Source organism: Neosynechococcus sphagnicola sy1, from assembly GCF_000775285.1.
GTDB classification, from domain to species: Bacteria; Cyanobacteriota; Cyanobacteriia; order Neosynechococcales; family Neosynechococcaceae; genus Neosynechococcus; species Neosynechococcus sphagnicola.
In genome coordinates this window covers 1-24,184 of record NZ_JJML01000055.1, presented here as the reverse complement: position 1 = coordinate 24,184, position 24,184 = coordinate 1, and the positions used below count along the sequence as shown (strand labels likewise).

Genomic DNA, 24,184 nt, shown 5'->3' with positions numbered 1-24,184 from the left:
GCTTGACCTCTGATCCACCCCAGCCATAAATCCCCCTCTGGATCGTGGATCAGAGGATAGTACGTTTCTACTCTAAGCTAACAGCCATGCTTTCAACCTCATTTATCCAGCCTCTACCACTAATTGCAAATCTTGAGGATTAAGCCAGGTTGTTAAACGCCCTTCTGGAGTGCAGCAAGCAATGCCATCCGATGTAATGCGGTGGATCGGCAACACCAACCCCCGGTAGTTTTCCTTGAACTGCCCGCCAATCACCCGGACGCGATCGCCCGTTTTGAAATTCCACTTTTTACCAAAGTCACTGACAACACTGACAAACTGGCCTAAAGCCTTGCCATTACTGGCTTCCGACTCACTGACAAACCCCCTGACACCCTCACTGACATTCCCTGACAAACCTGACAAATCGTGAGCGGAATCGTCAACTACTACGCCATCACTCACCCGCTGGTGAGTGAGTAGCGCGGGGTTTGTCAGGGACTTGTCAGCGTTTGTCAGGGACTTGTCAGTGGGTTTGTCAGGGACTTCTATCCCTTGCAAGGTATGGGGTTGAGGGGATTTGTCAGTGTTGTCAGTGACAATCTTGATTTTGAATTGTTTAGAGTTAGGTTCCTCCCCATTCGTGACGGCATACTCCAACAAAACCACCCGCTGCATAAATTCCCGTGATTCCTTCGCAGAGATTAGGGGATAGTGCCATCGGCTTACTTGCCTTGCTGTAATCCACCCCAAATCCTTAAAACGCTGGACAAAACGACAAATTTTTACAGCTTGGGGATTTTCGCCCTGACCAAAATCAGCAAACAACATTCGGGTTTGAGCCAACGTCCAACGGGTTAGTTCTATCGCCCCCTGCAAGGTTTGGGCAGAAATTTTCTCTGTTGGAACAGTGCCAGCGATCGCAGCATTTAGACAGTGGATGACCAGGGCAATTCTGGCAGCCCTTTCCTTTGCCTTGGGGTACAGTGCCCGGATTGCCGGGTGTAATTCCCTGACCTTCAAATCCTCACACTCTTCACACCACTGATTCCACAGACTTCTAGCATCAGAATCTAGATAGAACGTTTGAGCAGAATACTCATCCAACCTCCGGTAAGCGGCTTCCAAGAGTCCAGAGAGGTTACAGGTTCCACCCCCCCGAGGTACGGGGGCTTTGGTGAGTGGAATCGGGAAGTAGGCGATCCGTTGCCAGAAGCCGTCAACTACTTGCAGATCGCCCATCTCTTTGCGAAGAATGGCTGGCTGAATGCCGCCACTCAAGGAAATAGATGATCTCTGAAGGCTGATGCGGGTTCCCCCTTTGCGGTTCACTTTCAAGCCCTTCCCGTCATAAGCCGACAACCACTTTGCCCGATCTCCGCCCCGACCATTGCGATAGGCATCAAACCCTTTAGAGAATTGGGTCAGTTCATCAACCGAGCAAACCGTTCCGTTTTCTGGATAGGTCGAGACAGATTGGGCGATCGCTTCTAACGTTGCATCCTGGAAGTAAAGCTCTCTAGCTGCTGGGGCTTTCGGCTTTTTACCGCGATCTTCCTTCTTGGATTTTTCCCAGGCCTCCAGTTCAGCTTCAAACTTCTCCACTGCGGCCTGATGTAGCACATCCCAGAATGCCTGCAAAGCATATAGGGGGTTCATTGCAGTGTCCCACACTGGGGATTTCAACGTACCCGACTCCCCAACCAAGGCAGTCCAGAGAATTGGTGGGACATACCAGTCGGTTGCCTGCCATAAGCAAAGCTGGGTTCCTACCTTCAGAAGGCTTGCTGCTACTGGCAATATTGCCCCGACAAAACATTCAACAGGAACATTCAGGAGCTTTGCCCGGTGCAGCAAAGGAATCAGCAGGTGGGGGTGGATAAAACCTAGATCGGGTTGGGAACCTGTTTCAGTCAGGATGGCTTGAACGTCCTCTGCTGTAACTGGATCTTCCATTTCTAGTTCATTTTCTGACTGCTTGCTGGGAGAAGGCTTGCCTTGCCCCTGTTGATGCGGGGAAATCTCAGCCTTTCCTGTAAACTTAAACCCGTGCTGCTGAGCATGGTAGAACAAACTCCCCAGGGTAATCCTGTCGCCACCCGAACGGCAAACCTGAGCCACATTCCACCCACACTCTTTAGATGGGCTGTGAGCTTCCATCATCGCGATCGCCTGTTCTGCACCATAGTGAGCTTTCAACCCCCATAGACTATTGCGGTAAAGGTGGTAAGTTCCACTGTTCGCAATCCTCCGAGGTATTGCAGCCAAAGCTCGCTGAATTTCCGCGTCAGTGGTTGAGGCTGGCACAGCCACCACTGAAACCAACTGTTTGGTAGTAGGGACAATTGCCCGCAACTGCTCGATGGAGTACCGCTGCCCAGATTGATTGATGATTGTGGCTTGCTGTCCGGTTCCAGGATGGATAAAGCCAGCTAGCCTCATGACCCTGCTAGGGTTTTTCAGTTGGCGATCACCATCCGCAAATTCCAGCAAGTCGGTCTGAAGTGCCCGCCAATCTTGAACAGGGCAAGGTTCTTTCAGCAGCCAATACGAATGAACCGACTTCCCGCCCGTGTCTACCTGGATAGTCGGTTCCGGCAATTCAAGCTCTTTATGCATCGAGGCTGATAGAGCTTTATCTAGGTTGTCGTGTTCGTAGAAAATCGCTCGACAACACTGAACATCCTGATCTGTTTGGCCACCAGCGTTAACAACAAAATAGACACCGTAGCTTTGGGCTTGGTAGGTTTCAATCAGTTGCCAAGGCAGATCAGGAAATACGCCTTCTGCCTTGCGACCTTGGTCGTCAGCCTTTTGAGGGTTGCTCTTGTCAAGGAAAAATCGAAGAAAAACTGTTTCCCCTGGTTTGTAGCCTAATTCTGTCAAGTGGACAGTTGCCAACTCTCGATTGCCCATTACCCAGCCTTCCTTCCCCGCTTCGGCTGGTTGGAGGGTAAGGAGTGGAGATAAGTTTCAACTGCCCGTTGATGCGCCTGCTCATCATTCCAATTCCGAATGCGATCAAGAAGCAGGGGTAGGTTATATAAAACTGTCCGACTACCGATCCGCTGATAATGAATGGCCTCAACTAGTACACCTGTCTGTCGATATTTCTTCAATGTATGGGGGCTTAACCCAACAGCCAGGGCGGCTTCCCGCTTCTTGACGAACTCGCTAGTAACCATCTCTAATAGTGTCTCAGGAACTCTATCAACACTATATCTAGGGTTTTTAGAGTTCCAGAGAAATTCAACTTCGGGCTGTAAACCTTGCCTGGAGAGGGTTTCAGAACTCAGCTTTTTTTTCTTCCTGGATTTTTGTTGCAGATCTGTCCTGCGACCTTGCTGCTTTATCCCTTCCGGGGTAATTAAGGCTGGATTTTGGGATCGAAGCTCTGCAATCAAAGTCTTTCTGTCATGCACCATCTGATTGAAAAACTGTTTCTGGAAGGTAATTGAATAGTTTTCCGTTCGGATATCGCTACTGTGGCAACCTTCTCCAGCAGCCAGTCGAATTGCGATGTCAATAAACTGAAAAGTATGAGGAGCAATCTTTTGGTCAAACGGATTTTCCAACTTCTGTAAGGCTTTGTTGATAGATGGTTGAACCTCACGAAACAAATTTGAAGCAGCCACCTTACCCTGAGAGCTTCGGATAAAGTATGGAGTAACTAGTTGGCATTCCCTAACAATGTAAGTAAAGATTACGGCACTCTTATTCCAAAGACAATTTAGAGGTTTCATCTGCTCCAGAATTGCCCAAACTGAAAGCCAGAGACGAGCTTCTTTATCTACACATTTCCATAAGGATTTTGTTTTGCCTTTATTTGAAAGTACGAAATGAGGGCTATTAGACCCAGGAAAACGCCGACAGCACTCGTGACATATATAGTTCAAATAAACAATCCAACAATTCCCAAATTCTGTTTGATAGAAGGGATCAGAGGGGTAATCTGCGGGATGAGAAATCATTGTTAGAGCCATGCCAAATGGATGAATGCCCAAAGGCCATATCGGAAGGCGAGGGAGCAGCAGATATGGACTCATTATGGACTTTTCAAATCTAGGTGGTAGCCAAATTTCACTCATCACAACCTCCCTGCTCAAATATCACTGGGTTTCAAGTTTTGCAGCTTCAGCTTGTCCATGTATCGGCTCTCAATCACTTGGGCACTATTCCCCGCCCATGCCGCAATGCGATCGCTACTATTCCCCGCGACTGCTTGAGCCGTAATCCACGTTCTCCGGGTGCTGTAGAGTGTCATCTTGCGGCCATCCTTTTCATACAGTCCCAACTGAGTCAGAATTGTCTTCCATGCTCGATCATTAAAGTTGCTCAGCCCGATCGCGCCCCCCTTGGGACTGGAGAACACTAAAGCATCTGAAGCCGGATTTTCTGGACGGACGTTCTGAAGTAAATGCTGTAACTTGGGAGGGCATGAAAACCACCGCTCCTCATCCGTTTTGGTTTCACGCCGTCGTACCAGTTTCCCCGACACCTCCACAATCGATTCATGGAAATGGATTTTGGCGCAATCTGGAGTTACACTTCCCCATCTCAGACCAATCGCCTCACAGGTACGGCAACCAGACCGCAGCAAAAATTCAACAAAAGGAGCATAGCATTGGTAATTCATCCCGCTCCCCTGATGAGTTTTGAATGCCTGGATAATTTGCTCCATTTCTTCCGAGCTAAAGGCTACAACTGGGGGGGCTTTAGCTTTGGGCAACTCCCGATACATTGTTCTGAATTGGTTCTTTCTGGTGGGGATGCGATCGTGCTCTAATCCCCAGTCCACCACTGCTGCTAATTGCATCAAAGTGCGCCGCGCTTGTCCTGTGGTTGTGGTTTGTAGCAACTCCATACGGAATTTAGCTGGATCTTCCAGCCCATCGGTTTTACATCGCTTCAGATGGGCTGTCACTGGGTTGTAAGTGCCATCAATGGTTTTAGGGGACTTACCCACACTGACATGAGCCACATACATCTCCCATAACTGTGATAAGGTAACTGGCTTTATCACAGTTACCGCTTCAACGGCTGCTAACCCCTTCTCTTGCAACTTCTTCCGGTACTTTTCCAGGCTCGGATCAAACTCGCCTATCCCAATATCGCGTTGAATCTCTAGTGCTTTGTCTTGAGCTAGCTTTCGGTGATAGGGACTATCATTCAACCCCAGACTGAAAAAGTACCGCTTGCCACCATAGCTCCACACCAACCGCAGAGAACCATTACATTCATCAACTCGAACAGTTCCCCTCGCAGCTTGTCTCCGCTTCTTAGGCCCGATGGTCATTTCCCAACCTCACTGTGATAATTTTCGAGTAACTCTACTTTATCACAGTTTTTATCACAGTTCTATCTCCAATCTTGCCTAATAAGACCCTAAAATATCCAACGATAGGACAAGGGTTCTAGAGTTGCATTGCTCGAAACTCCCGCCAAATAAAGCGAAAAGCTTGTTAGGTATTGAAAGCCGATGGCGGGATTTGAACCCGCGACCGCTCGATTACGAATCGAGTGCTCTACCACTGAGCTACATCGGCAAGCGTAACCAACTTACTATGATAACAGCATTGATTGGCTCCTAGTCTGTTTTGAGTTGGGCAATCTCCGAAAATTTTATGATTTTCACACTAGATTGCAGAGGTGAAGTGGCTAAATTCTCGGCCAACTGAATCTGAATCTGGTCGCTGACAACCTGTAGATACCCCGAAAAGTGTTCATTGTGGGCACACAAAACTAAGTATTGCTGAGAAGCTCATGGATTGTGAATCACAATACTGAACAGGTGGTGCCTAAATTCCCAGTCAGTAGACCGTTGAAAACATTGCCGTCAAACAACAATAGTCACTACGGAGCATTTCAGCTTTTTCTAGGAGACATACCGCTGATTGTTAACATATCAGAAATGGTGCCACAGTAGATTGGTAGACCAAAGGTAGCCGGGGTTATCGGGTGGCGATAGGTAAAGTGACGGTATTGTAAACTAAAGTAACTCCACTCATCCATCTGAATGCGGAAAACCCGGATTAAAACATTGGCCAGCCACAGCGTGAGGGGAATCCGAAAATAGATAGGTTGATTGAAGTAGGCACAAAATTCTGTGATCGCTTGGTTCACCTTCACAACTGGGCTCCCTAAAACGAGCTTTGGATCGGGTAGATCAAGGACTGGATGATCTACTAGGTAGGAAACCACTTGAGCAATATCCCGACCGTGAATAAAGTGAAAACTCCCCTCCGCCCGAAACCAGCGAATTAAGTTGAGCCAGCGCAACACCTCCGGAATCCCCGCCGACAGATGGGAGTAGGGTTTGTGCTCATCTCCCCCCAAAACCAGGGTGGGGAATAAGATCCGAATGCGGGGGGCGATCGCCAGTTGGGATAATTGCTGAAAACACTGATATTTGGAACGGATATAGTCCGTACCGAGTTGCCCTGCTTCTGGTAGTAGTTGATTCTGGCGGTTGAGGATACTGGCGGTGGAGAAATAGAGTACCTGTTGACAATGGCTGGGATCTAATAACGCCATCAGGGCGAGGGTTTGAGTTACATTAACCTCAAAGGTATCCTGCCCACCCCAGGCAGTGGCTGCTAGAATTGCCTGATCCATTGTCTTTAGCAGGGAACTAAACTGCTGAACTTGTCCCAAATCCCCCTGCAAAAGTGTCACCCCTGGCCGAGCCTGGAAATCAAACCGCAGCTTCTGCGGATCTCTGACCAACAGGAATAACTCATGATCCGTTTCCTGGATCAATGCTTCAGCCATATAATGACCGATGCAGCCGCTGGCTCCCGTCAAGAGAATGCGCATCAGTTTGAGGCAGGAGTCAGCACATCGTACCGGATCTGTTTGGCGGTGGCGAAGAAAAAAGCTACATTTTCCTCGGGGGTGTTTTGGAGCACTCCATGCCCCAGGTTGAGGATGTGCTTATAATTCCCAGCTTTTTGCACAGTTTCCAAAACCCGACTGTGAATGAAATCCTGGGAACCAAAGAGGGCACAGGGATCAATATTGCCTTGAACGCCAATACCTGTCCCTAAGCGTTGTCTAGCCACAGCCATATCAACTGTCCAGTCCACACTGACAATGTCGACCCCCGACAGTGCCATCTGTTCTAAGATGCCGGCACTGCCGTTGATATACAGAATCAGCGGCGTATCGGGATATCGATTTTTGATCTGCCGCACCACCTGTTGCTGATAGGGTAGGGCAAAGCTAGCAAAGTCTTGAGGACTCAGTTGACCCGCCCAAGAGTCAAAGAGTTGGATCACCTGTGCCCCTGATTCAATTTGATAACAGGCATAGAGGCCAATTGCGTCCGCCAGTTTACCCAGGAAACGATGCAGGATCTCCGGCTCTGAGAACGCCATGCTCTTGATGATGGTGTAGTCTTTTGAGCTTTTGCCTTCAATGGCGTAGGCTGCCAAAGTCCAGGGAGACCCGACAAAGCCCAAGACCGTCGATTGAGTCCCGACTTCCTGCCGCAGCGTCTTGAGAATTTGACGAATGAAGGGAAGGGAGGTCTCGGGATCGAGGGGATGGAGTTGCTCAATTTGTTCCCGACTCCGAATCGGGGGGGTCAATCACAGGGCCACGACTTTCGATGATATCGAAGGGGATGCCAATGCCAGGTAAGGGGGTCAAAATATCCGAGAACAGGATCACCCCATCGGGGGCAAAGGCTCGCCAGGGTTGGAGGGAAATCTCAATTGCTAAGTCAGCTTTTTCAGAGCGATCGCGAAAAGAGGGATATTTCTCTCTCAGGTCTCGATAGACTTTCATATAGCGACCAGCTTGCCGCATCATCCACACAGGCGGACGATCTAACACTTCACCACGAGCAACCCGCAGCAGATGAGGAATCTGGGTCGATTCAGCCATTGATTCAGTTACTTAAACTTAGAATACGCAGTCTCTCATTATAGGAGATATTGGTCTCCTCCCCGATCTCATCACCGGGGTTGCCATCTCTGCTTCCAGTCCTCCAGAAGCCTCCGCCGCTGCTGTTATTTCCTGCCGTATCCCAGAGCCATTATTCGAGATCCTGCGGCTCTTCTTCGTCAGGCTTTTGTAATTCATCTTTGAAGCCCCGTAGGGTTTTACCCAAGGCACTCCCCAACTCCGGAATCTTCTTGGGACCAAACACCAGTACCGCCGCGAGGGCAATTAAACCCACTTCTAACCATCCCAGACCAAACATAGCCGTCCCCCAAGATTTAGCAACTACTGTACTGCCTGGTTCGTTCTTTCAACCAGACTTCAGGTAACAACCGATGGAGAATTTGTTGCAAGACCATGGCACTCCAGTCCACATCTGCGGCGGTCGTGTCCCGCCCCAAGGTAAAGCGAATGGCACCCTGAGCCCGGCGATCGCTATAGCCCATGGCCTGCAAGATCGGACTCGGCGTTGACTTGCCACTATGACAGGCAGATCCGGCACTGATGGCAATGCCAGCCAGATTCATCTGTCGCACCAGGGTACGTCCACTGAGGATTTCGCCATCGGGGTACTGAAGACACAAACTCACATGGTGGGGCAACCGCTGCCGCAGCTGCTCCTCTAGGGTGGCTCCATACACCCCGGTAGGCAACAGACCGGGGGTGTCCGCTAGATGGGCAAACAGGCGATCGCGCAGAGCAGTTAACCGGGGAACTTCCAAGGCCATTTCGGCTGCGGCCAGGGAGGCGGCAACGCCAAACCCCGAGATTGCTGATACCGCCTGGGTTCCTGAACGCAACCCCTGTTCTTGACCGCCTCCCCGCAGGTAAGGGAGCAATTGTACCCCAGGGCGGATATAGAGGGCTCCAGCTCCCTGGGGACCATAGAGCTTATGACTGGAGAGGGACAGGAGATCGACGGGTAGCAGCTCCACATCAATGGGTAGACGACCTGCGACCTGGACGGCATCGGTATGGAAGCAAACGCCGTGGGCACGGGCAATGCTACCGAGGCTGGCAATGGACTGCACCGTGCCAACTTCACTCTGGCCATAAATCACCGAAACCAGTACGGTAGTGGGACGCAGAGCGGCTTGTAACTCTAAGGGATTTACCCAGCCCTGACAATCGACGGGTAGGCGAGTCACCTGCCAACCCAGGGTTTCCAGCCAGCGCACCGGTTCTGACACCGCCGGATGCTCCACCTGGGAAATAATCACATGTTGGGGGGTGGGATAGCGCTGGGCAATGCCCATAATGGCCAGATTATTGGCCTCGGTGCCCCCAGCGGTAAAGACAATGGACGCCGCTGGCGCATTGATTAGACTGGCGACTTCCTGTCTTGCCTGTTCCACCACCAGTGCTGAACGTTCTCCCCACTGGTGCAGACTGGAGGGATTGCCCCAACTCTGACTGAGCACTTGCTGCATCCGGGCGATCGCCTCCGGGCGGGTTGGCGTTGTGGCGCTATGGTCTAAATAAATTTGCATGGCGAACCCCGCTTCTGTAGAACAGGCTACAACTCCACTCTAGGGCAAATTGCGGGGGTTGACATTAACCCTAGGCAACCAAGTAGTCCACCAGGGGCGTTTGTAAGAGGTCGGTGGCAGTCACACATCGTTGTTGATCCAGTGCTTGCAAATAGCGACGTTCGTTGTAGAACAGCGTCTGAAACCGGATGGCTTCGGCATTCAGCTGTTGGTAAAGCTGCTCTACCTGTGGATCATCAGCGTCTTCTACATCTGTTATCCCTTGTTCCAGCAATTGCCCAAGGGCTTGAGTGACTGACTGAATCGATAGCTCAGACCAGCGCTTCAATACGTAGCGACAACGCTTCTCACAGTTAATGCGTTCAAGGCAGGCGGTGGCTACCCGGATATCCAGAGCTGGGCGACAAATGTCGAGGCGGCTCTTCTCATTCAGTTGCAGGATATGGAGCACTCGACCCATCTCTTGAGGATAGTCGGTCAAACAATCTTGCAGCACTGGGAGTAACTGGATCTCAGTCAAGGGATCTTGCAAGGGGTCAATGGACTCCAAGGCAGCATCTACATCCATGGCATCTGCGAACCCGAGCTGCTGGGCTTCGAGGCTGGTAATTTGTTGCCAGAGAAATCGATGATGGGAGAGACCAAATCCCCCTTCCCATAAATCCCGTTGTTTTAAGGTCTGTCGCAGCTGCAGGCGATAGGGGGGGCAGTGAATATAAATACTCAGCAATTGCGCTTCCGCAGCTTCTCTCAAGGTCAAATCACTGGGCTTTTCTAACTTCTGGGACTGACCATGCCAGCGCTGCCCTCGCACTTGGGTGCGTAAATCAGCCTCCAGTTGCCGCACAATTTGCGCTTCTCCCTGGCTCAGTAACTCCGAACAATAGCGGATGTAATGGGTTCTCAGGGGGGCATTGGGGAGCTTGCCCAACAATTGCACAATTTCCTTCACACAGTGCTGAAACTGATCGGCTTGGCTGAGATCTCGGCCCCCCAGAATTTGGTGGATTTGCCAGTTCAACCACAGCGGTGCCTGCTCAACCAGCTCACAGTACTCATCTGAACGGTGGCTTTTGAGGTACTCATCGGGATCCTTGCCCTCGGGAAGGTTGAGCACCCGCAGTTGCACTTCCCCCCGATAGGCCAGATCTTCCACTTCGCCAATGGCACGGGTTGCGGCTTTTGTCCCTGCTGCATCGGCATCAAAGTTGAGAACAATGCGTTTCGATTCCGTATAGCGCAGCAGTTGGCGGACTTGGGTGAGGCTGAGGGCGGTGCCCATGGCGGCAACCACATTCGTCATCCCAGCGCTATGGAGGGCGATGACATCGAAGTAGCCCTCGACCACCACCACCTGATCCTGTTTGGCGATCGCCCCCTTGGCTTTATCCAGGGCAAAGAGGGTCTTGCCTTTATCAAACAGCTCGGTTTCCGGGGAGTTGAGATACTTGGGTTGCTCATTGGTGAGGGTACGGCCTGCGAAACCAATCACCCGCCCTTGCAAGTCATGGATGGGGATGATCAGGCGATCGCGGAAGCGATCATAGTAGCCATTGCCAGTATTGCGAGGCAGAATTAACCCCGCCTGCTCCACCCGATCCACCGGATAGTGCTTCTGCTGTACCAAATAGCCAAAGAGCGTATCCCAGCCTGCGGGGGCATAGCCAAGTTGGAACTGTTGGATCGTTTCCTGGCTCAAGCGCCGCGTGGTCACCAGGTATTCCCAGGCCGCTTTCCCCTGAGATTGGCGCAGGGCGTGTTCAAAAAATCGTGCCGTCAGGGAGAGAATCTCATACAGTTGTTCCCTGACAGACAGTTGACGTTGGAACTCCTGACGTTGCTCCGGCTCTAGGGTTTGCACCGGCACCTGGTAACGTCGTGCCAGATCCAATACCACATCGCTAAAACTGCGTTTATTCAGCTCCATTAGGAACTTGATGGCATTGCCCCCCGCCCCACAGCTAAAGCAGTAGTAAAACTGCTTGCCGGGACTGACACTGAAACTAGGGGACTTGTCATCATGGAAGGGACACAAGCCTACAAAGTCCTTGCCCTGTTTGCGTAGCACCACATGTTCAGAGACGATATCGACAATATCGAGGCGCTGTTTTACCTGCTCAATGGTGTCTGGGTGGAGGCGGGGGGTATCCATGCAGGGTTTGATCACTTAGCTGATAACTTTCGACGTTGGTCTTGTAAAATATTCTCCAATCTTTTTCTGCCTTGTCAGGCTTGAACGGTCGGGGATTCGCCCTGGTCACGACCAGTCCCATGGTATTCTTTTTGCTCACACTGGCAAGGAGTTCGCCCGATGTCTGTTCCCCTCCCCCCCCGTCAACCAGTCATCTCAACTACCTAGTGCTGTGGATGCTAGTGCTGTGGATGCTAGTGCTGTGGATGGCAAAGTAATCCAGCAAACCAGCTGCTGTATTGTCGGGGGCGGGCCAGCGGGGGTGATTTTAGCTTATTTACTGGTGCGCCAGGGTATCCCCGTAATCCTACTGGAGGCTCAGAAAGATTTTGATCGCGACTTTCGTGGCGATGCCCTTTACCCCTCAATTCTAGAGTTGATGGATGAGTTGGGTTTAGCAGAAAAACTGTTGCAGTTGCGTCACTCTAAGGTCAACCACTATCTATACTCCACCCTACAAGGCCAGATCAATCTCGCTGACTTCAGTCGCCTGAACAGCCGCTATCCCTATGTCACGGTGCTGCCCCAGGCTCAGTTTTTTAGATTTTATGGTTGCCCAAGCCCAGCAGTATCCCCACTTTCAAGTCGTGATGGCGGCCAATGTTCGGGAGCTGGTTGCCAGCAATGGCACGATTCAAGGGGTGCGCTACTGGCAACAGGGAGTCTGCTACGAAGTCCGCGCCTCCCTGACCATTGGAGCCGATGGTCGAGGTTCTAAGGTGCGTCAACTGGCGGGGATCAAGCTGTTGGCAACGGCTCCCTCCATTGATGTGCTGTCGTTTAGGTTACCCCTGGGGGCTGAAGATTGCCAGGAGGTGAATTTAACGGTGCATATTGGTCAAGGGTATTACTTTGCCCTGATTGATCGGTTTGATGGTTGGCAGGTGTACTACACCATTCCCAAAGGCAGCTACCCCCAATTACGTGCCGCAGGTCTTGACACCCTGCGGCGGGCGATCGCGGAACGGCTGCCGCAATTTCAAGAACGGGTGCAGTCGCTCCAGGATTGGTCCCAAACCTCGCTGCTCTCTGTCCAATCGGGGCGGGTAGATCGCTGGTATCGTCCGGGGCTGTTGTTAATTGGGGATGCCGCTCACCCGTCGTCTCCCGTGGGGGGAGTGGGGATTACCGCCGCCATTCAAGATGCGATCGCAACGGCCAATCATGTTAGTCAACCCTTAGGAACCCACCGCCTGCAAACCCACCATCTGGCCGCAGTCCAGCGGCAGCGAAGTTGGGCGATCTGGGTGCTGCAAACCCTCCAGACCATGAGTCAGAAACAGTTTGTTGCCAAAGCCCTAGACCCCAACAGACCTTTTCGACTGCCCCTCTCCTTCCGCTTGCCCTGGGTGCGATCGCTGATTGTGCGGGTGGCGGCCTTTGGGATTTGGCCGGTGCGGCTCCAGCGATCGCGGAGGCGCTAAATCTATGCCCCAGCAGTTTACCTATACCCATCGAGACCACTGTCCCTGTGGTGCCCAACTGGAAACCACCCAGAGACGGGTGATCAAGTCTCTCCGTTGGGGACAGGTCCAGTTTGTCGAGTGTCGCCGTTGCCGCACCATGGTACAGTCCCCCCAGATCTCGACGGAGGCACTAGCCCAGTGGTACGATTCAGCCGATTATCAGGCAGCGGGGGCTGACAAAGAAGGCGCTTACCTCGATTACCTGGCCGATGAACCCCAACGTCAACTGGAAGCCCAGGCTCGCTACCACCGGGACTTAGCCAAAATTTTGGTTCCAGGCTCCCAAATTTTAGAAGTAGGCTGTGCTACAGGGAGCTTACTAGCAGCCATGAAGGCCGCCGGACATCAAGTTTTAGGAATTGATTTATCCGCCCAATTTGCTCAACAGGCTCGGGCACTGAACCAGGTCGAAGTCATTGTCAGTGAGTTTTTTGAGCTATCAGGGACAGCCCTCGTCCTTTGATCTGATTCTCATGCTCGGTACCTTTGCCAACTTGCCGGATTTGCCGAGGCAGTTAAATCATGCCCACCAACTACTAAAACCAGGGGGAATCCTCTTCTTTAATGTTCCCGTAGTGGATTCATGGATCGCTAGACTGTATGGACAAAACTATTGGATGTATGCCCCCAGTGTGAGTAATTTTCTCTCCCGCAAGGGCTGTCGGATGATCCTCGATCGCACCGGATTTCAGGTGGAGAAAATGCGCACGGATTGCCAGCAACCCACCCTCTCCAAATTATTGGGACATGCTAAATTACAAGTCCTGTATCCGCTGTTTCAACAACTCCGCTGGCTACAACTGACTTTGCCAATGGCGCTGCCGATTCCGGGGGTGATGGCGGTGTGGGCACGCAAGGCCAAGGGCAGCGGCATCGCCGCCACTCAATAGGCGTCTCCTGGGTCTGGGCTTGAAGTAGCCGTGTCCCCAGAATCCGCTGGTTTGAAGGCAGGGTTAAATAAGGAGGCCAGGGGATGTAAGCGAAAGCCAGGGGCTGTGTAGTCCTTCCCCTGATAATTGGCTGGTATCGTCGTTTGGTTGCCATCCCGCACCGCCGCATAATGGGGGGAGCAAATCTCAATGCCGACGGCATTACACTGATCCTGAATATTTTGATGCAGGCTGGAATAGATTTGAGCCATCTTCTCAGGTTCCAGGGTATAGGCTTTCAACTCATAGCTGACGTAAAAATCATTGAGGGCCGTTTGCAAAACAAAGGGGGGAGGTTCCGGCAATATATCCGGAGTGGCGAGGGCCGCGGCAATCAAAGTTTGATGTATTTGCCGCCAGGGTGCATCGTAGCCAAGGGTAACCGTGGTATGCAGGATCAGAGGTGTGTTGGCATCCCGGATCAAGGCACTGAAATTAATAATGTTGCTGCTGAGTAAAACAGAATTGGGCACGGTCACTAGCACATTATTGAGGGTTCGTAGCCGCGTCACTAGGAGCAATTTTTCCTCCACATCGCCTAAAACATCCGCCACCTTGACGCGATCGCCCACCTGAAAGGCTCGCGTATAGATGAGGATAATCCCCGCGACAATGTTGGCAACAGCCCCCGTGGCACCCAGGGAAAACAAGACCCCCAAGAACACTGAAATCCCTCGAAAAGCAGGGGACTCAGACCCCGGCAAATAGGGAAAGGCCAGGGCTGCACCGAGGGCAATAGTGAGATAGGTGAGGAGTCGAAAGGTAGGCTCTGCCCATTCGGGATAAAACCCCTGGATGGAAACTGCACGCCGACTAATCCCGGCAAAAATCAGCTTTAAAAACCGAATGAAATAGTAGGTCAGGGCAATGATCAGAGCCAAGGTAAAGAGATTTGGTAGATAGCTGACAAAGGTATTCCAGATGGTTTTAGAGAGGGTCTGCACATAGCCAAAGAGTGTGTTGCCTAAATGTTGGGTGGCAGGAAAGAGACTGAAGCTAAAGGAGAGATACGCATAGAGCAAGCTCAAAACCAGCCCTAACCGCAATAGGCTTGTCAGGGTTAAGAGCAAGTCGGAGAGCTGATCCGAGGAGAGTAACTCAAAGTTTTGAATCCCAATACTGGGAATGCGACGGTTCCGCTGCTCGTCCAACCACCGATAAAAACGCGGAAAGATGTTATTGAAGATAATAAATGTAACAATCAGGGCAATCGTACTTAGCAGGTCAATCAGTCCCCCACGGATCAGGGAACTTAAACTGCGATCCTGTCGATAATGGCCCACCGCTTGCCGGATCGTCTCCATGTATTCCTGGACAAGGGCTTGACGAGATTTGCCCGAGATCTTCACGTCTGTTTCTGAGACCGTGAGCAGTACCATATCCTCTGCATAAATAGAGGTTACCCCCCTCCCCCTCACTGGCACCAATAGCATCTAAGGGAATGGCGGTATCGTTGGCAAAGAGTTCAATCCGGTGGGAAATCCGGTGGGCTCGCTGGGCCGTTGAGGCACTGCGAAATCCGTCTCGAATTGTAAATAAAGTCTGGTTACCCAGGGTGATCGTTGCACCTGTCGATGGAGTGGGGGGAGCTTGGGAAACAGCAGCCAACGTGGTAACGGTAACAACCAGGATGACGAGAACACCTGTTACTAGGACTCGGTACCACTTGCGGATCATGTGCTTTGGCTCCCTGACAATTGACGCTTCTGAGGCGGATCTATCGTTGCTGCCTCTGAACATATTACTTGCTGCACCTGTCCCAGAGATGGTTCCAATTATCCTGGTTAGCCCTCCGGGTAAAAGCGGGTATTTTCTGGCGGAGGGGGGGCTTAATCGGCTTCAGCACTCTACAGTGGCACAGCCCATCCAGCAAAGGATACAGAAGATGCAACAATGCAGTCACCGAAGAAGTCAGCCACTGATGCAAACACTCCGTTATGAACCATCAGATTCCCTTTAATAAGCCTTGTTTAGAAGGAGATGAAATTGCCAATATTCTCGAGTCCATTCAAGCTGGGAAAATTGCGGGGGATGGGAAGTTTAATCAACGGTGCCACTTAGAAATTGCCAAAACCCTCGGAGCCAAAGCAGTTCTGCTCACAACATCAGGCACCGATGCCTTAGAACTGGCGGCGCTATTGTGTGATATCCAGCCTGGGGATGAGGTAATCCTACCTTCCTATACCTTTGTGTCTACCGCCAATGCGTTTTGTCTTCGGGGTGCTCGTCCTGTGTTTATTGATATTCGTCCAGACACCCTGAATCTCGATGAGACACAGCTATCCGCATCGATTACAGACAACACCAAGGCTATTGTGCCTGTTCACTATGCGGGTGTTGCTTGTGAGATGCCTGTGATTAATGCGATCGCCCAAGCCCACCAAATCCGCGTCGTGGAAGATGCAGCCCACGGTTTTTTGGCTTCCTACAAAGGCCAGTACCTGGGAACCCTGGGAGACCTGGGATGTTACAGTTTCCATGAAACCAAGACCTTTATTTGCGGGGAAGGGGGGGCGATCGCCATTAATCGAGAAGCAGATATTGAAATCGCTGAAATCTATCGGGAGAAGGGAACCAACCGTTCGGCTTTCTTTAAGGGTGAAGTTGATAAGTATACCTGGGTTGATCTTGGCTCCTCGTTTTTACCCAGCGATCTGATCGGTGCTTTTCTCTATGGGCAATTTCAGGCACGAGACCAGATCATTGGCAAACGGCAGAAAATTTATCAGGAGTATCTTCGATTGCTCCAACCCCTCGCTGACCGAGGCTTAGTGAAACTCCCCCAGATTCCTGAAGATGTCAAGATTAATTATCATATGTTTTACCTGATTGTTCAGGATCTCAAGATTCGCACTGACTTGATAGCCTATTTAAGGCATCAGGGGATCATTGCGGTTTTTCATTATGTGCCTCTACATTTATCCCAGTACGCCCAGGCATTGGGAATTGAGATCAGATTACCAATAACAGAGGCGATCGCCAATACCATTATTCGACTGCCTTTTTTAATTCCCTGAGCTTGGCTGAGCAAGGCTATATTGCTAAACATATTTTTGATTTCTTTAAAGTCGATTTTTTAGATACATAATGATTTAATTTTCGAGTGATTATGAGCCGTTCTCAGCCCCTGATTAGTGTCGTTATTCCCAGTTATAATGATGAACCCATCATTCGGCCATTTTATGATGCGATCGTTCAAACTCTGGGATCACAATTAGACTATGGTTTTGAGTTGATCTATGTAGACGATGGCAGTGTTGATCCATCGCCTCATACGCTGTCTCAACTAGCCAAAGAAGATCAGCGAGTCACCTTTATTGAACTCTGTCGCAACTATGGGCAACAGCGAGCCTTATTCGCAGGGCTATCCGTTGCCAAAGGTGATTACGTGGTGACGATTGATGGCGATTACCAATACCCACCCGAGGTGATTTTACAGTTGGTACAAGCCATGGGTCATCAGTATGAAATGGCTTCTGGCATTCGCACCCATCGCCGGGATAATTGGTGCGATATTTTGGCTTCCAAACTGGGCAATCTGATTATCCGTAAAATCTTAGCAGTAAATCTGCAAGACTTCGGCTCTGTTAAAGCATTTTCTCGGCCTCTGGTGGATCGAATTTTAGCACTTCGGCACTATTTCAGTGATGTCTACCCCATCGCCCTGTCCCTGCATCCAACCTTTGTCGAAGTGAAAGTCTTACATAAGCAGCGCCCCAGTGGTCGTTCTCACTGGAATTTATGGATGCGCCTGAAGCTTTATCTTTACTTCTATATTGGCTATAGTGATGATCATTTTCAGATTCCGTTTTTTTCTCGGTTGCCTGATTATTCTGGCAGGGATAATTTTGGGAATTTTACTCATAATTTTCAATCTAATATCAGGCTATTCTCTAAGTCTGCTAGAAATCATTCTCCTTCCCTTTTTGATTTTTATTGTGGGTTTTAACTTCATGCTTTGGTCGTTAACCATGTTTTTTTTGGTTCGCCTCTATAAACAAAATGTTTTTTCTGACCCCTATGTGATTCGCAAAATTCACACCCAAGGAGCATCCAATCCATGAGTTCTAAGAGTTTGGAGACCCGCGATCTCGCAACGCAAGAATATGGTTTTTACGATCGCCTGAGAGCGGAATTTCCGTCGCAAATTATTGTTGATGCCACGGAGATTTGCAACCTGGCTTGCATTCATTGTCCTCACCCCAGCTTTAAAGCATCGGAACATTATGAGGCGCGACTTTTGGGGCCAGATCTGAATGCCAAGATGGTGGCAGAGGTGCAACAACATGGAAAGGGAATTACCCAGTATATTCGTTACACCAGTGAAGGAGAACCTCTGACCAATCGCTACATTTTTGAAATGTTGAACTATGCTAGTTGCTATTCTGGGGTAACAGTGACCCTGACCACCAATGGCACTTTGATGGATGAGAAGCGGATCGAGAAACTATTAGCTTCTGGGGTGAATGTGATTGATATTAGTGTGGATGCCCACACCCCCGAAACCTACGCCAAAATTCGAGTAAATGGTAATCTCAATATTACCCGACCCAACGTTTTAAAACTGATCCAAATGGCGGCCCAAGTTGAGAACCCACCCAAAATTGTGGTGAGTTATGTTGAGCAACCGCTCAATTTTCACGAAACCCAGGAATTTGAACAGTTTTGGCGGGACAATGGCGCCAACTATGTGGTGATGCGGCGCTTGCATTCCTCCGCAGGGGCGTTACAACAAACCGCTGACACCTTGCGCCAGCAAGCCGAGCCAACCGCCCGCTATCCCTGTCTCTATCCCTGGGAACGCATCACTCTGACACCAGGGGGAGAGTTGGCATTCTGTCCCCAAGATTGGGTGCATGGTTCCGTGGTTGCCGACTATCGCACCACAACTATCCACGAAACCTGGCAAAGTCAGTTCTATCAAAATCTCCGAGAAGCGCATCTGTGTAACAACTTTGCCCAGCATCAGTTCTGTGGTCAATGCCCTGATTGGCAAGGAACGCGGTGGCCGGGAGTTGGCCGTAGCTATGCAGACATGATCGAGGAGTTTAAAGACCGTGAGTAACAACTCTGGTCGGCGGGTGGGGGTGATCCAATCCAGTTATATTCCCTGGCGGGGCTATTTTGATTTGATTGACAGCGTTGATGTGTTCGTTATTTATGATGATGTGCAGTATTCCAAAGGCAGTTGGCGGAATCGCAATCAGGTGAAGTTGCCCTCTGGGCTGCGATGGTTAACGGTGCCCGTCCGCTACAAGTCAGGATTAGCCATCGATCAAGTCCCCATCGATGCTTCACGCAAGGCTTGGCAGGAGAGCCATCGCGGTTTGCTCCGGGAAGCCCTGGGCACGACCCCCTTCTTTTCCGAAGCGATCACCCTTTGGGAAGCTGGAGTTGCAGCAGCCGACACCACTATTAGTCAGCTGAATGTGCGACTGATCCAGGTAATTTGTCGTTATTTAAACATCAACACACCGCTGATCCGATCCCGTGACTTGAACCTGTCCGGTCATCGCTGCGATCGCCTGATGCAGTTGTTAAACCATGTAGGGGCAACCACCTACCTCTCAGGCCCCTCAGCCCGAGACTATCTAGATGAAAGTTTATTTCGCCAAGCGCAGATTCGGCTGGAATATAAAACCTATGACTACCCGCCCTATCCCCAACCTTGGGGTGACTTTGTTGGCACAGTTTCCGTTCTGGATCTCATTGCCAACACAGGTCCAGAAGCCAGGTACTATCTCAAGAGTCAAACCTCTGACACGATCGCGGTGCCTTAATCCCTTTGACTAAAGTCAGCGAGACTGTCATCAACCCCGCTGGCCTTCAATGAATCGTAAGCAGCCTATCACTTCCATCACTAGAGAATTTGAAACCTGCTCAGTTTCTTGAATCAGTTGCTCTCTGGCTGTCAATTGAAAGATGCAGAGGTGCAATAGTTTAGATCACCCTATGCAGGGATGAATTTTAGGGCAACCCCATTCATACAGTAGCGTTTACCCGTCGGGGCTGGGCCATCATCGAACACATGCCCTAAATGCCCACCACACCGATGGCAATGCACTTCAGTGCGAGTTGTAAAAAATGATCGGTCGATGGAAGTCGCGATCGCGCCTGTAATTGGTGCATAAAAACTCGGCCAACCGGTACCGCTGTTGAACTTAGTTTCCGAGGTGAACAAGGCTAAGTTACAAGCCGCACACTCATAGACACCGTTGCCGTATTGCTTATCGAGGGGGCTAGTATGTGCCCGTTCAGTTCCGTGCTGCCGCAAGACTCGAAACTGCTCCGGAGTCAGGATTTCGCGCCATGCGTCTTCAGTTTTAGTGATTTCAAAGTTTTCGTTGGTTGCTGCCATAACACGAGATCTCCAAGGTAAAGATTGGGATAGGGCTGCCGAGCCTATGATAACTGCACCCACCTGCACAAAATGCCGTTTCTTCATCAACAACCAAGCCCAGAAAGAAATGTCAAGACTAAATCCCTCTCATCCGAGATGGTCAAAGATCACCTTCACCCTGAACCATTGTAAACTATTCCCCTTCTCCCATATTAGAAGAAGGGGCTCGAGGTGGAGGGTCTTAATTTTAATGGCACCCACCGACTTTCTTATTTCACTTCATTTGCTGGAAATTGTGTAACTTTACCTTTTTTGACAGCAACGACTACATCAAAGGTTGAACAGTAAGAGAAAGTAACATTATTAGCTTTGTTGTAAAGGTTAACAACCATTCCAGCCCCACCTGGTTGAATCCCAATGGGTTCTAAGTCCCCGAGGAAGAATTTCCGTAACTGATCACCACTGCCTTTCTGACCTTTGTTTTTGGTGATCGTGTCAATTTTTTGCTGCACCGTGAGATTAGACGTGGAGGCTTGGGCATAGGCGGGGGCTAACAGGGGGTTATTCCCTTGCAAGGGGATGTTGATTGTTGTTACCATGCCAGCGATGGCAAATCCTGTCAGCAGAGCAGTTAATTTCATTTGGTTAACTCCATTTGTTTGGTTTCCAGCTCACTGCTATCTAGAGAGCCATGACCAGTATCATGCAACTCAATACTTAAGTCTGCCTGACAGAAATATTGATGTTTACTGAGTTTATCTCCGATGAATATTCAGTTAAAACTCAGCGGCTTCTCAGAATCTAATTCGTCAGGAAAGCTTCCCAGTAGCTCAATTCATTTCAGCCATTTCTTATACGAAGCTAATCGGCATTCATTTTTCTAAGCCGATCATCTTACTACAAGGGGTTCAAGACTAGTTTTATGCAGTTTGAATGAATAACAACTTATGGAGATTTGGCCATACATAGGCATCTTACATTTCTAGATTTCGCTCTTTCATGACCTGCCAAATCTTAAATTGCAAATCACTGGGGATTTCATCCGATCGATTAGGATTATCTGCCCAAATATAACAGCAACGATGCAGTCGCAAATGCAATTTAACAGATATGGACTGAGGAAATCTGATCAACCCTTTGAACTGAGAAAGATTTGCAGACAAACGGTGGGGGGATTAAGGATGTGACCCCATGGTGGCACCGGCCATTTTTAACCGTTGGCTCAGGAGGGTGTAACGCTGTTGGTCTTTGACCTGACGGACTGCTAGGGATATTGCCTTCTGGGGCCCCACTAAAATTGCCAACTGCTTTGCCCGTGTCAGTCCCGTATAGAGGAGATTGCGCGAGAGCATTAAATAATGCTGCATGTAGATGGGCAGAATCACCACGGGATATTCACTCCCTTGACTTTTGTGAACCGTCACCGCCCAAGCCAGCGTGATTTCGTTGAGATCGGCATCGTCATAAATCACCGATCTCTCCCCGAAGTCTATCGTTACCGTTTGTTCTTCTGCATCCATTGCCCCAATGATGCCCAAATCACCGTTGAAGACTTCTCGGTTGTAATCGTTGACCTTTTGGATGACGCGATCGCCCACCCGCAAGGTCATCCCCCCCCGCACTAGCTGAGATTTTTCATTACTAGGTGGATTGATCAAGGCTTGCAAGACCGTATTGAGATTGCGGGTACCCACTTCTCCACGGGTCATGGGACAGAGTACCTGCACATCTTTGGCAACATCAAATCCCAGGTCAGGAATCAACCCACCGATCAACTCTTGAATTGCCTGGACACCGTTCTCTGGCTCGGGGGCATCTAACCCTAAACAGTCAGATTCCGGAACATCGGAAACAACTTCCAGATAGGGCAGTTTACCCTGGTTAATGCGATGGGCATTGCAGACAATCTGGCTGGCCTGTGCCTGCCGAAACACCTGGGTCAGTCGCACCACGGGCACTTGCTGGGAAGTAATTAAATCTTGCAATACCGCACCTGGGCCGACGCTGGGCAGTTGGTCGGTGTCTCCCACCAGTAACAGTTGGGTATCAAGGGAGATGGCTTTGATCAGGGAGTTGGCTAGAAACAGATCAAGCATCGACGCTTCATCAATAACGATCGCCTCGGCAGGGATGGCATTGTCTAGATCGCGCTTGAACTTCATTGTCTTAGGTTCAAACTCCAGCAACCGATGAATCGTCTTGGCCTCCTGCCCTGTGATCTCACCCAACCGCTGCGCGGCTCGTCCGGTGGGAGCGGCGAGGGCAATGGATTTCCCCATGGCTTTCCAAAGGGCGACGATGGTGCGGGTGGTAAAGGTTTTGCCGCAGCCAGGGCCACCTGTGAGAATCAGGATTCGCTGCTGGGCAGCCATTTCAACTGCATGGCGCTGTTGGGTAGACAGATGGATGCCAGTCTTGCCCACAAACCGATCTATCCACCGCTGCACTCGCAGCAAATCGATGGCGAGGGGGTGTTTCAGAAGTTCTTGCAATCGGTCTGCCAGCTTTTGCTCCGCCGCCAAAAACGATGGGGCATAGTAGGCAAACTGTCCCGGTTGCTCCGGGGAAATTTCTGTTTTGGCCAATGTGCAATCTTGCACCATCTGGTGCATCAAACTCACTACCCGATCTGGATTCGGGTGGTGCTCCTCAATCTCCAATCGTTTGACAACGCGCTCAACTAAATCGGCTTCGGGCAAAAAACAGTGCCCTTCCTCGGAGGCTTCACTCAACACATGCAGAATGCCGCAGCGGTAGCGAAACTCAGACCCCGGCTCAATGCCCAAATTCCGGGCGATCGCATCGGCGGTGACAAACCCAATCCCATAGACATCGGTCGCCAGTTGATAGGGATTGTGGCTAACAGTGGCGATCGCCTCATCCCCGTAATGTTTGTAAATCTTGACGGCATAGGTTGTAGAAACACCGTGACATTGTAGGAACAGCATTACCTCTTTAATGGCCTTCTGACTCACCCAGGCAGTTTGAATCAGCTTGACACGCTTTTGGGCAATTCCGGGAACTTCGCTGAGGCGCTCAATCTGGTGCTCGATAATTTCCAGGGTTTCAAGCCCAAAATGAGCGACAATGCGCTGAGCCGTGATCGGGCCGACCCCTTTAATTAGCCCACTGCCCAGGTACTTCTCAATTCCAGTGATTGTGGCGGGCTTGGTCTCCCGATACTGCGTTACCTGAAACTGCGCTCCGAATTTGGGATGGTCGCACCAGGTACCCTGAAGGTGGAGGGTTTGGCCTGCCTGAATATTGGCAAAGCTACCCACAATGGTGACCAGTTCGCTGGTTCTGGGTGCTTTCAGGCGAGCAACCGTATACCCCGATGCTTCTGAATGGTAGGTGAGCCGCTCCACGACACCTTGAAGGGATTCCACCCCAAGCGAGGGGTAAGTTTTGGATGGCTGATGATTAGGGTTCAATGGAGGATCCCGACATAGAATTAACTCTATAAATGCCTGGTTTTAATAGCTTTTATCTCATAGAAAGCTTCCAATTGTGACCCCAAACTTGTTATGTTGTCCAGAGCGCTTAGAGGATGTTTTAAAAGTTTTTTTGGGTCAGATTTTATGCTAACTGCCTCACCATGATTCGTATCATGGCCAGGTAAATAAATGTCTCCGAAGTTTCTGGCCATAACTCATAGTCTCGAACCAATCGACGGTACCCCATGAGCCAGCCAAATGTTCGTTCAACAACCCACCGTTTTTTTCAGCAATACGAACCCTTTGGTTTGCTCTGGTCGCAGCACAACCTCCACAATCCACCGACAAACATCCATCACCCACATCAGGAATGGATTACCGTCAAAACCGCCATCGGCCCAAATCGTA

General features: G+C 50.3%; 18 protein-coding genes, 1 tRNA gene and 3 pseudogenes. 8 read left to right on the top strand and 14 right to left on the bottom strand.

Annotated features, from left to right (window positions below; genetic code table 11):
- Positions 1-102 precede the first annotated feature (102 nt).
- The 9 genes and pseudogenes from DO97_RS21470 to dnaG all read right to left on the bottom strand — a co-directional run bounded on the left by DO97_RS21470 (position 103) and on the right by dnaG (position 11,565).
- Positions 103-2,895, bottom strand: a complete 2,793-nt coding sequence (locus tag DO97_RS21470) for a DUF3987 domain-containing protein (protein ID WP_052128916.1) — start codon at positions 2,893-2,895, stop codon at positions 103-105.
- Positions 2,895-4,067 (bottom strand): hypothetical protein, encoded by a 1,173-nt coding sequence (locus DO97_RS26965; protein WP_239651846.1) that lies wholly within the window; start codon positions 4,065-4,067, stop codon positions 2,895-2,897. The genes DO97_RS21470 and DO97_RS26965 overlap by 1 nt, the downstream gene beginning before the upstream one ends.
- A 14-nt stretch (positions 4,068-4,081) precedes the next feature.
- Positions 4,082-5,275, bottom strand: coding sequence for an Arm DNA-binding domain-containing protein (locus DO97_RS17730; RefSeq protein ID WP_036536016.1), 1,194 nt, complete (start codon positions 5,273-5,275; stop codon positions 4,082-4,084).
- 178 nt (positions 5,276-5,453) lie between these two features.
- Positions 5,454-5,525: transfer RNA gene (locus DO97_RS17725), tRNA-Thr, on the bottom strand.
- Positions 5,526-5,844: 319 nt separating this feature from the next.
- On the bottom strand, positions 5,845-6,795 hold the full coding sequence (locus DO97_RS17720) for an NAD-dependent epimerase/dehydratase family protein (protein ID WP_036536015.1): 951 nt from the start codon (positions 6,793-6,795) through the stop codon (positions 5,845-5,847).
- Positions 6,795-7,866 (bottom strand): annotated as a pseudogene (hemE, locus tag DO97_RS17715) (uroporphyrinogen decarboxylase). The gene DO97_RS17720 and the pseudogene hemE overlap by 1 nt, the downstream one beginning before the upstream one ends.
- Before the next feature lie 151 nt (positions 7,867-8,017).
- A complete protein-coding gene (locus DO97_RS17710) occupies positions 8,018-8,185 on the bottom strand; it encodes a twin-arginine translocase TatA/TatE family subunit (RefSeq protein WP_036536013.1) in 168 nt (55 codons plus the stop codon).
- Positions 8,186-8,201: 16 nt separating this feature from the next.
- A complete protein-coding gene (locus tag DO97_RS17705) occupies positions 8,202-9,413 on the bottom strand; it encodes a cysteine desulfurase family protein (RefSeq protein WP_036536011.1) in 1,212 nt (403 codons plus the stop codon).
- Positions 9,414-9,483: 70 nt separating this feature from the next.
- A complete protein-coding gene (gene dnaG, locus DO97_RS17700; protein ID WP_036536054.1) occupies positions 9,484-11,565 on the bottom strand; it encodes a DNA primase in 2,082 nt (693 codons plus the stop codon).
- Between the two features lie 211 nt (positions 11,566-11,776).
- Here dnaG and DO97_RS27885 point away from each other — a divergent pair.
- The 4 genes and pseudogenes from DO97_RS27885 to DO97_RS27875 all read left to right on the top strand — a co-directional run.
- Positions 11,777-12,082, top strand: a pseudogene (locus DO97_RS27885) (FAD-dependent monooxygenase); the annotation flags it as partial.
- Positions 12,083-12,194: 112 nt separating this feature from the next.
- The gene (locus DO97_RS17695) at positions 12,195-13,028 is read left to right on the top strand and encodes an FAD-dependent monooxygenase (RefSeq protein WP_420805894.1); all 834 of its coding nucleotides are present in this window, start codon (positions 12,195-12,197) and stop codon (positions 13,026-13,028) included.
- Positions 13,029-13,032: 4 nt separating this feature from the next.
- Positions 13,033-13,533, top strand: a complete 501-nt coding sequence (locus tag DO97_RS27880) for a class I SAM-dependent methyltransferase (protein WP_036536010.1) — start codon at positions 13,033-13,035, stop codon at positions 13,531-13,533.
- Positions 13,493-13,960 carry a methyltransferase domain-containing protein gene (locus DO97_RS27875; RefSeq protein WP_156120645.1) on the top strand — a complete coding sequence of 156 codons (468 nt, stop codon included), beginning with the start codon at positions 13,493-13,495 and terminating at the stop codon, positions 13,958-13,960. The genes DO97_RS27880 and DO97_RS27875 overlap by 41 nt, the downstream gene beginning before the upstream one ends.
- Here the strand turns inward: DO97_RS27875 and DO97_RS17680 are convergent.
- A complete protein-coding gene (locus tag DO97_RS17680) occupies positions 13,954-15,378 on the bottom strand; it encodes a mechanosensitive ion channel family protein (protein WP_072016496.1) in 1,425 nt (474 codons plus the stop codon). The genes DO97_RS27875 and DO97_RS17680 overlap by 7 nt on opposite strands.
- A 558-nt stretch (positions 15,379-15,936) precedes the next feature.
- Here DO97_RS17680 and rffA point away from each other — a divergent pair.
- The 4 genes from rffA to DO97_RS17660 all read left to right on the top strand — a co-directional run bounded on the left by rffA (position 15,937) and on the right by DO97_RS17660 (position 19,779).
- Complete coding sequence (gene rffA / locus DO97_RS17675) at positions 15,937-17,016, top strand: dTDP-4-amino-4,6-dideoxygalactose transaminase (protein ID WP_204368737.1); 1,080 nt, start codon at positions 15,937-15,939, stop codon at positions 17,014-17,016.
- A 92-nt stretch (positions 17,017-17,108) separates the two neighbouring features.
- Positions 17,109-17,948 carry a glycosyltransferase family 2 protein gene (locus DO97_RS17670; protein WP_036536007.1) on the top strand — a complete coding sequence of 280 codons (840 nt, stop codon included), beginning with the start codon at positions 17,109-17,111 and terminating at the stop codon, positions 17,946-17,948.
- 111 nt (positions 17,949-18,059) lie between these two features.
- Complete coding sequence (locus DO97_RS17665; RefSeq protein ID WP_036536005.1) at positions 18,060-19,064, top strand: radical SAM/SPASM domain-containing protein; 1,005 nt, start codon at positions 18,060-18,062, stop codon at positions 19,062-19,064.
- On the top strand, positions 19,057-19,779 hold the full coding sequence (locus tag DO97_RS17660; RefSeq protein WP_052128915.1) for a WbqC family protein: 723 nt from the start codon (positions 19,057-19,059) through the stop codon (positions 19,777-19,779). Before DO97_RS17665 ends, DO97_RS17660 begins: the two co-directional genes overlap by 8 nt.
- Positions 19,780-19,949: 170 nt before the next feature.
- Here DO97_RS17660 and msrB read toward each other — a convergent pair whose 3' ends face one another.
- From msrB to DO97_RS22545, 4 genes and pseudogenes are all read right to left on the bottom strand, one after another.
- Positions 19,950-20,444 (bottom strand): peptide-methionine (R)-S-oxide reductase MsrB, encoded by a 495-nt coding sequence (msrB, locus tag DO97_RS17655; RefSeq protein WP_072016497.1) that lies wholly within the window; start codon positions 20,442-20,444, stop codon positions 19,950-19,952.
- Between the two features lie 164 nt (positions 20,445-20,608).
- On the bottom strand, positions 20,609-20,980 hold the full coding sequence (locus tag DO97_RS17650) for a hypothetical protein (RefSeq protein WP_036536001.1): 372 nt from the start codon (positions 20,978-20,980) through the stop codon (positions 20,609-20,611).
- Between the two features lie 534 nt (positions 20,981-21,514).
- Positions 21,515-23,728 carry an SF1B family DNA helicase RecD2 gene (gene recD2 / locus DO97_RS17640; RefSeq protein WP_036536050.1) on the bottom strand — a complete coding sequence of 738 codons (2,214 nt, stop codon included), beginning with the start codon at positions 23,726-23,728 and terminating at the stop codon, positions 21,515-21,517.
- Positions 23,729-23,918: 190 nt separating this feature from the next.
- Positions 23,919-24,184, bottom strand: a pseudogene (locus DO97_RS22545) (transposase); the annotation flags it as partial.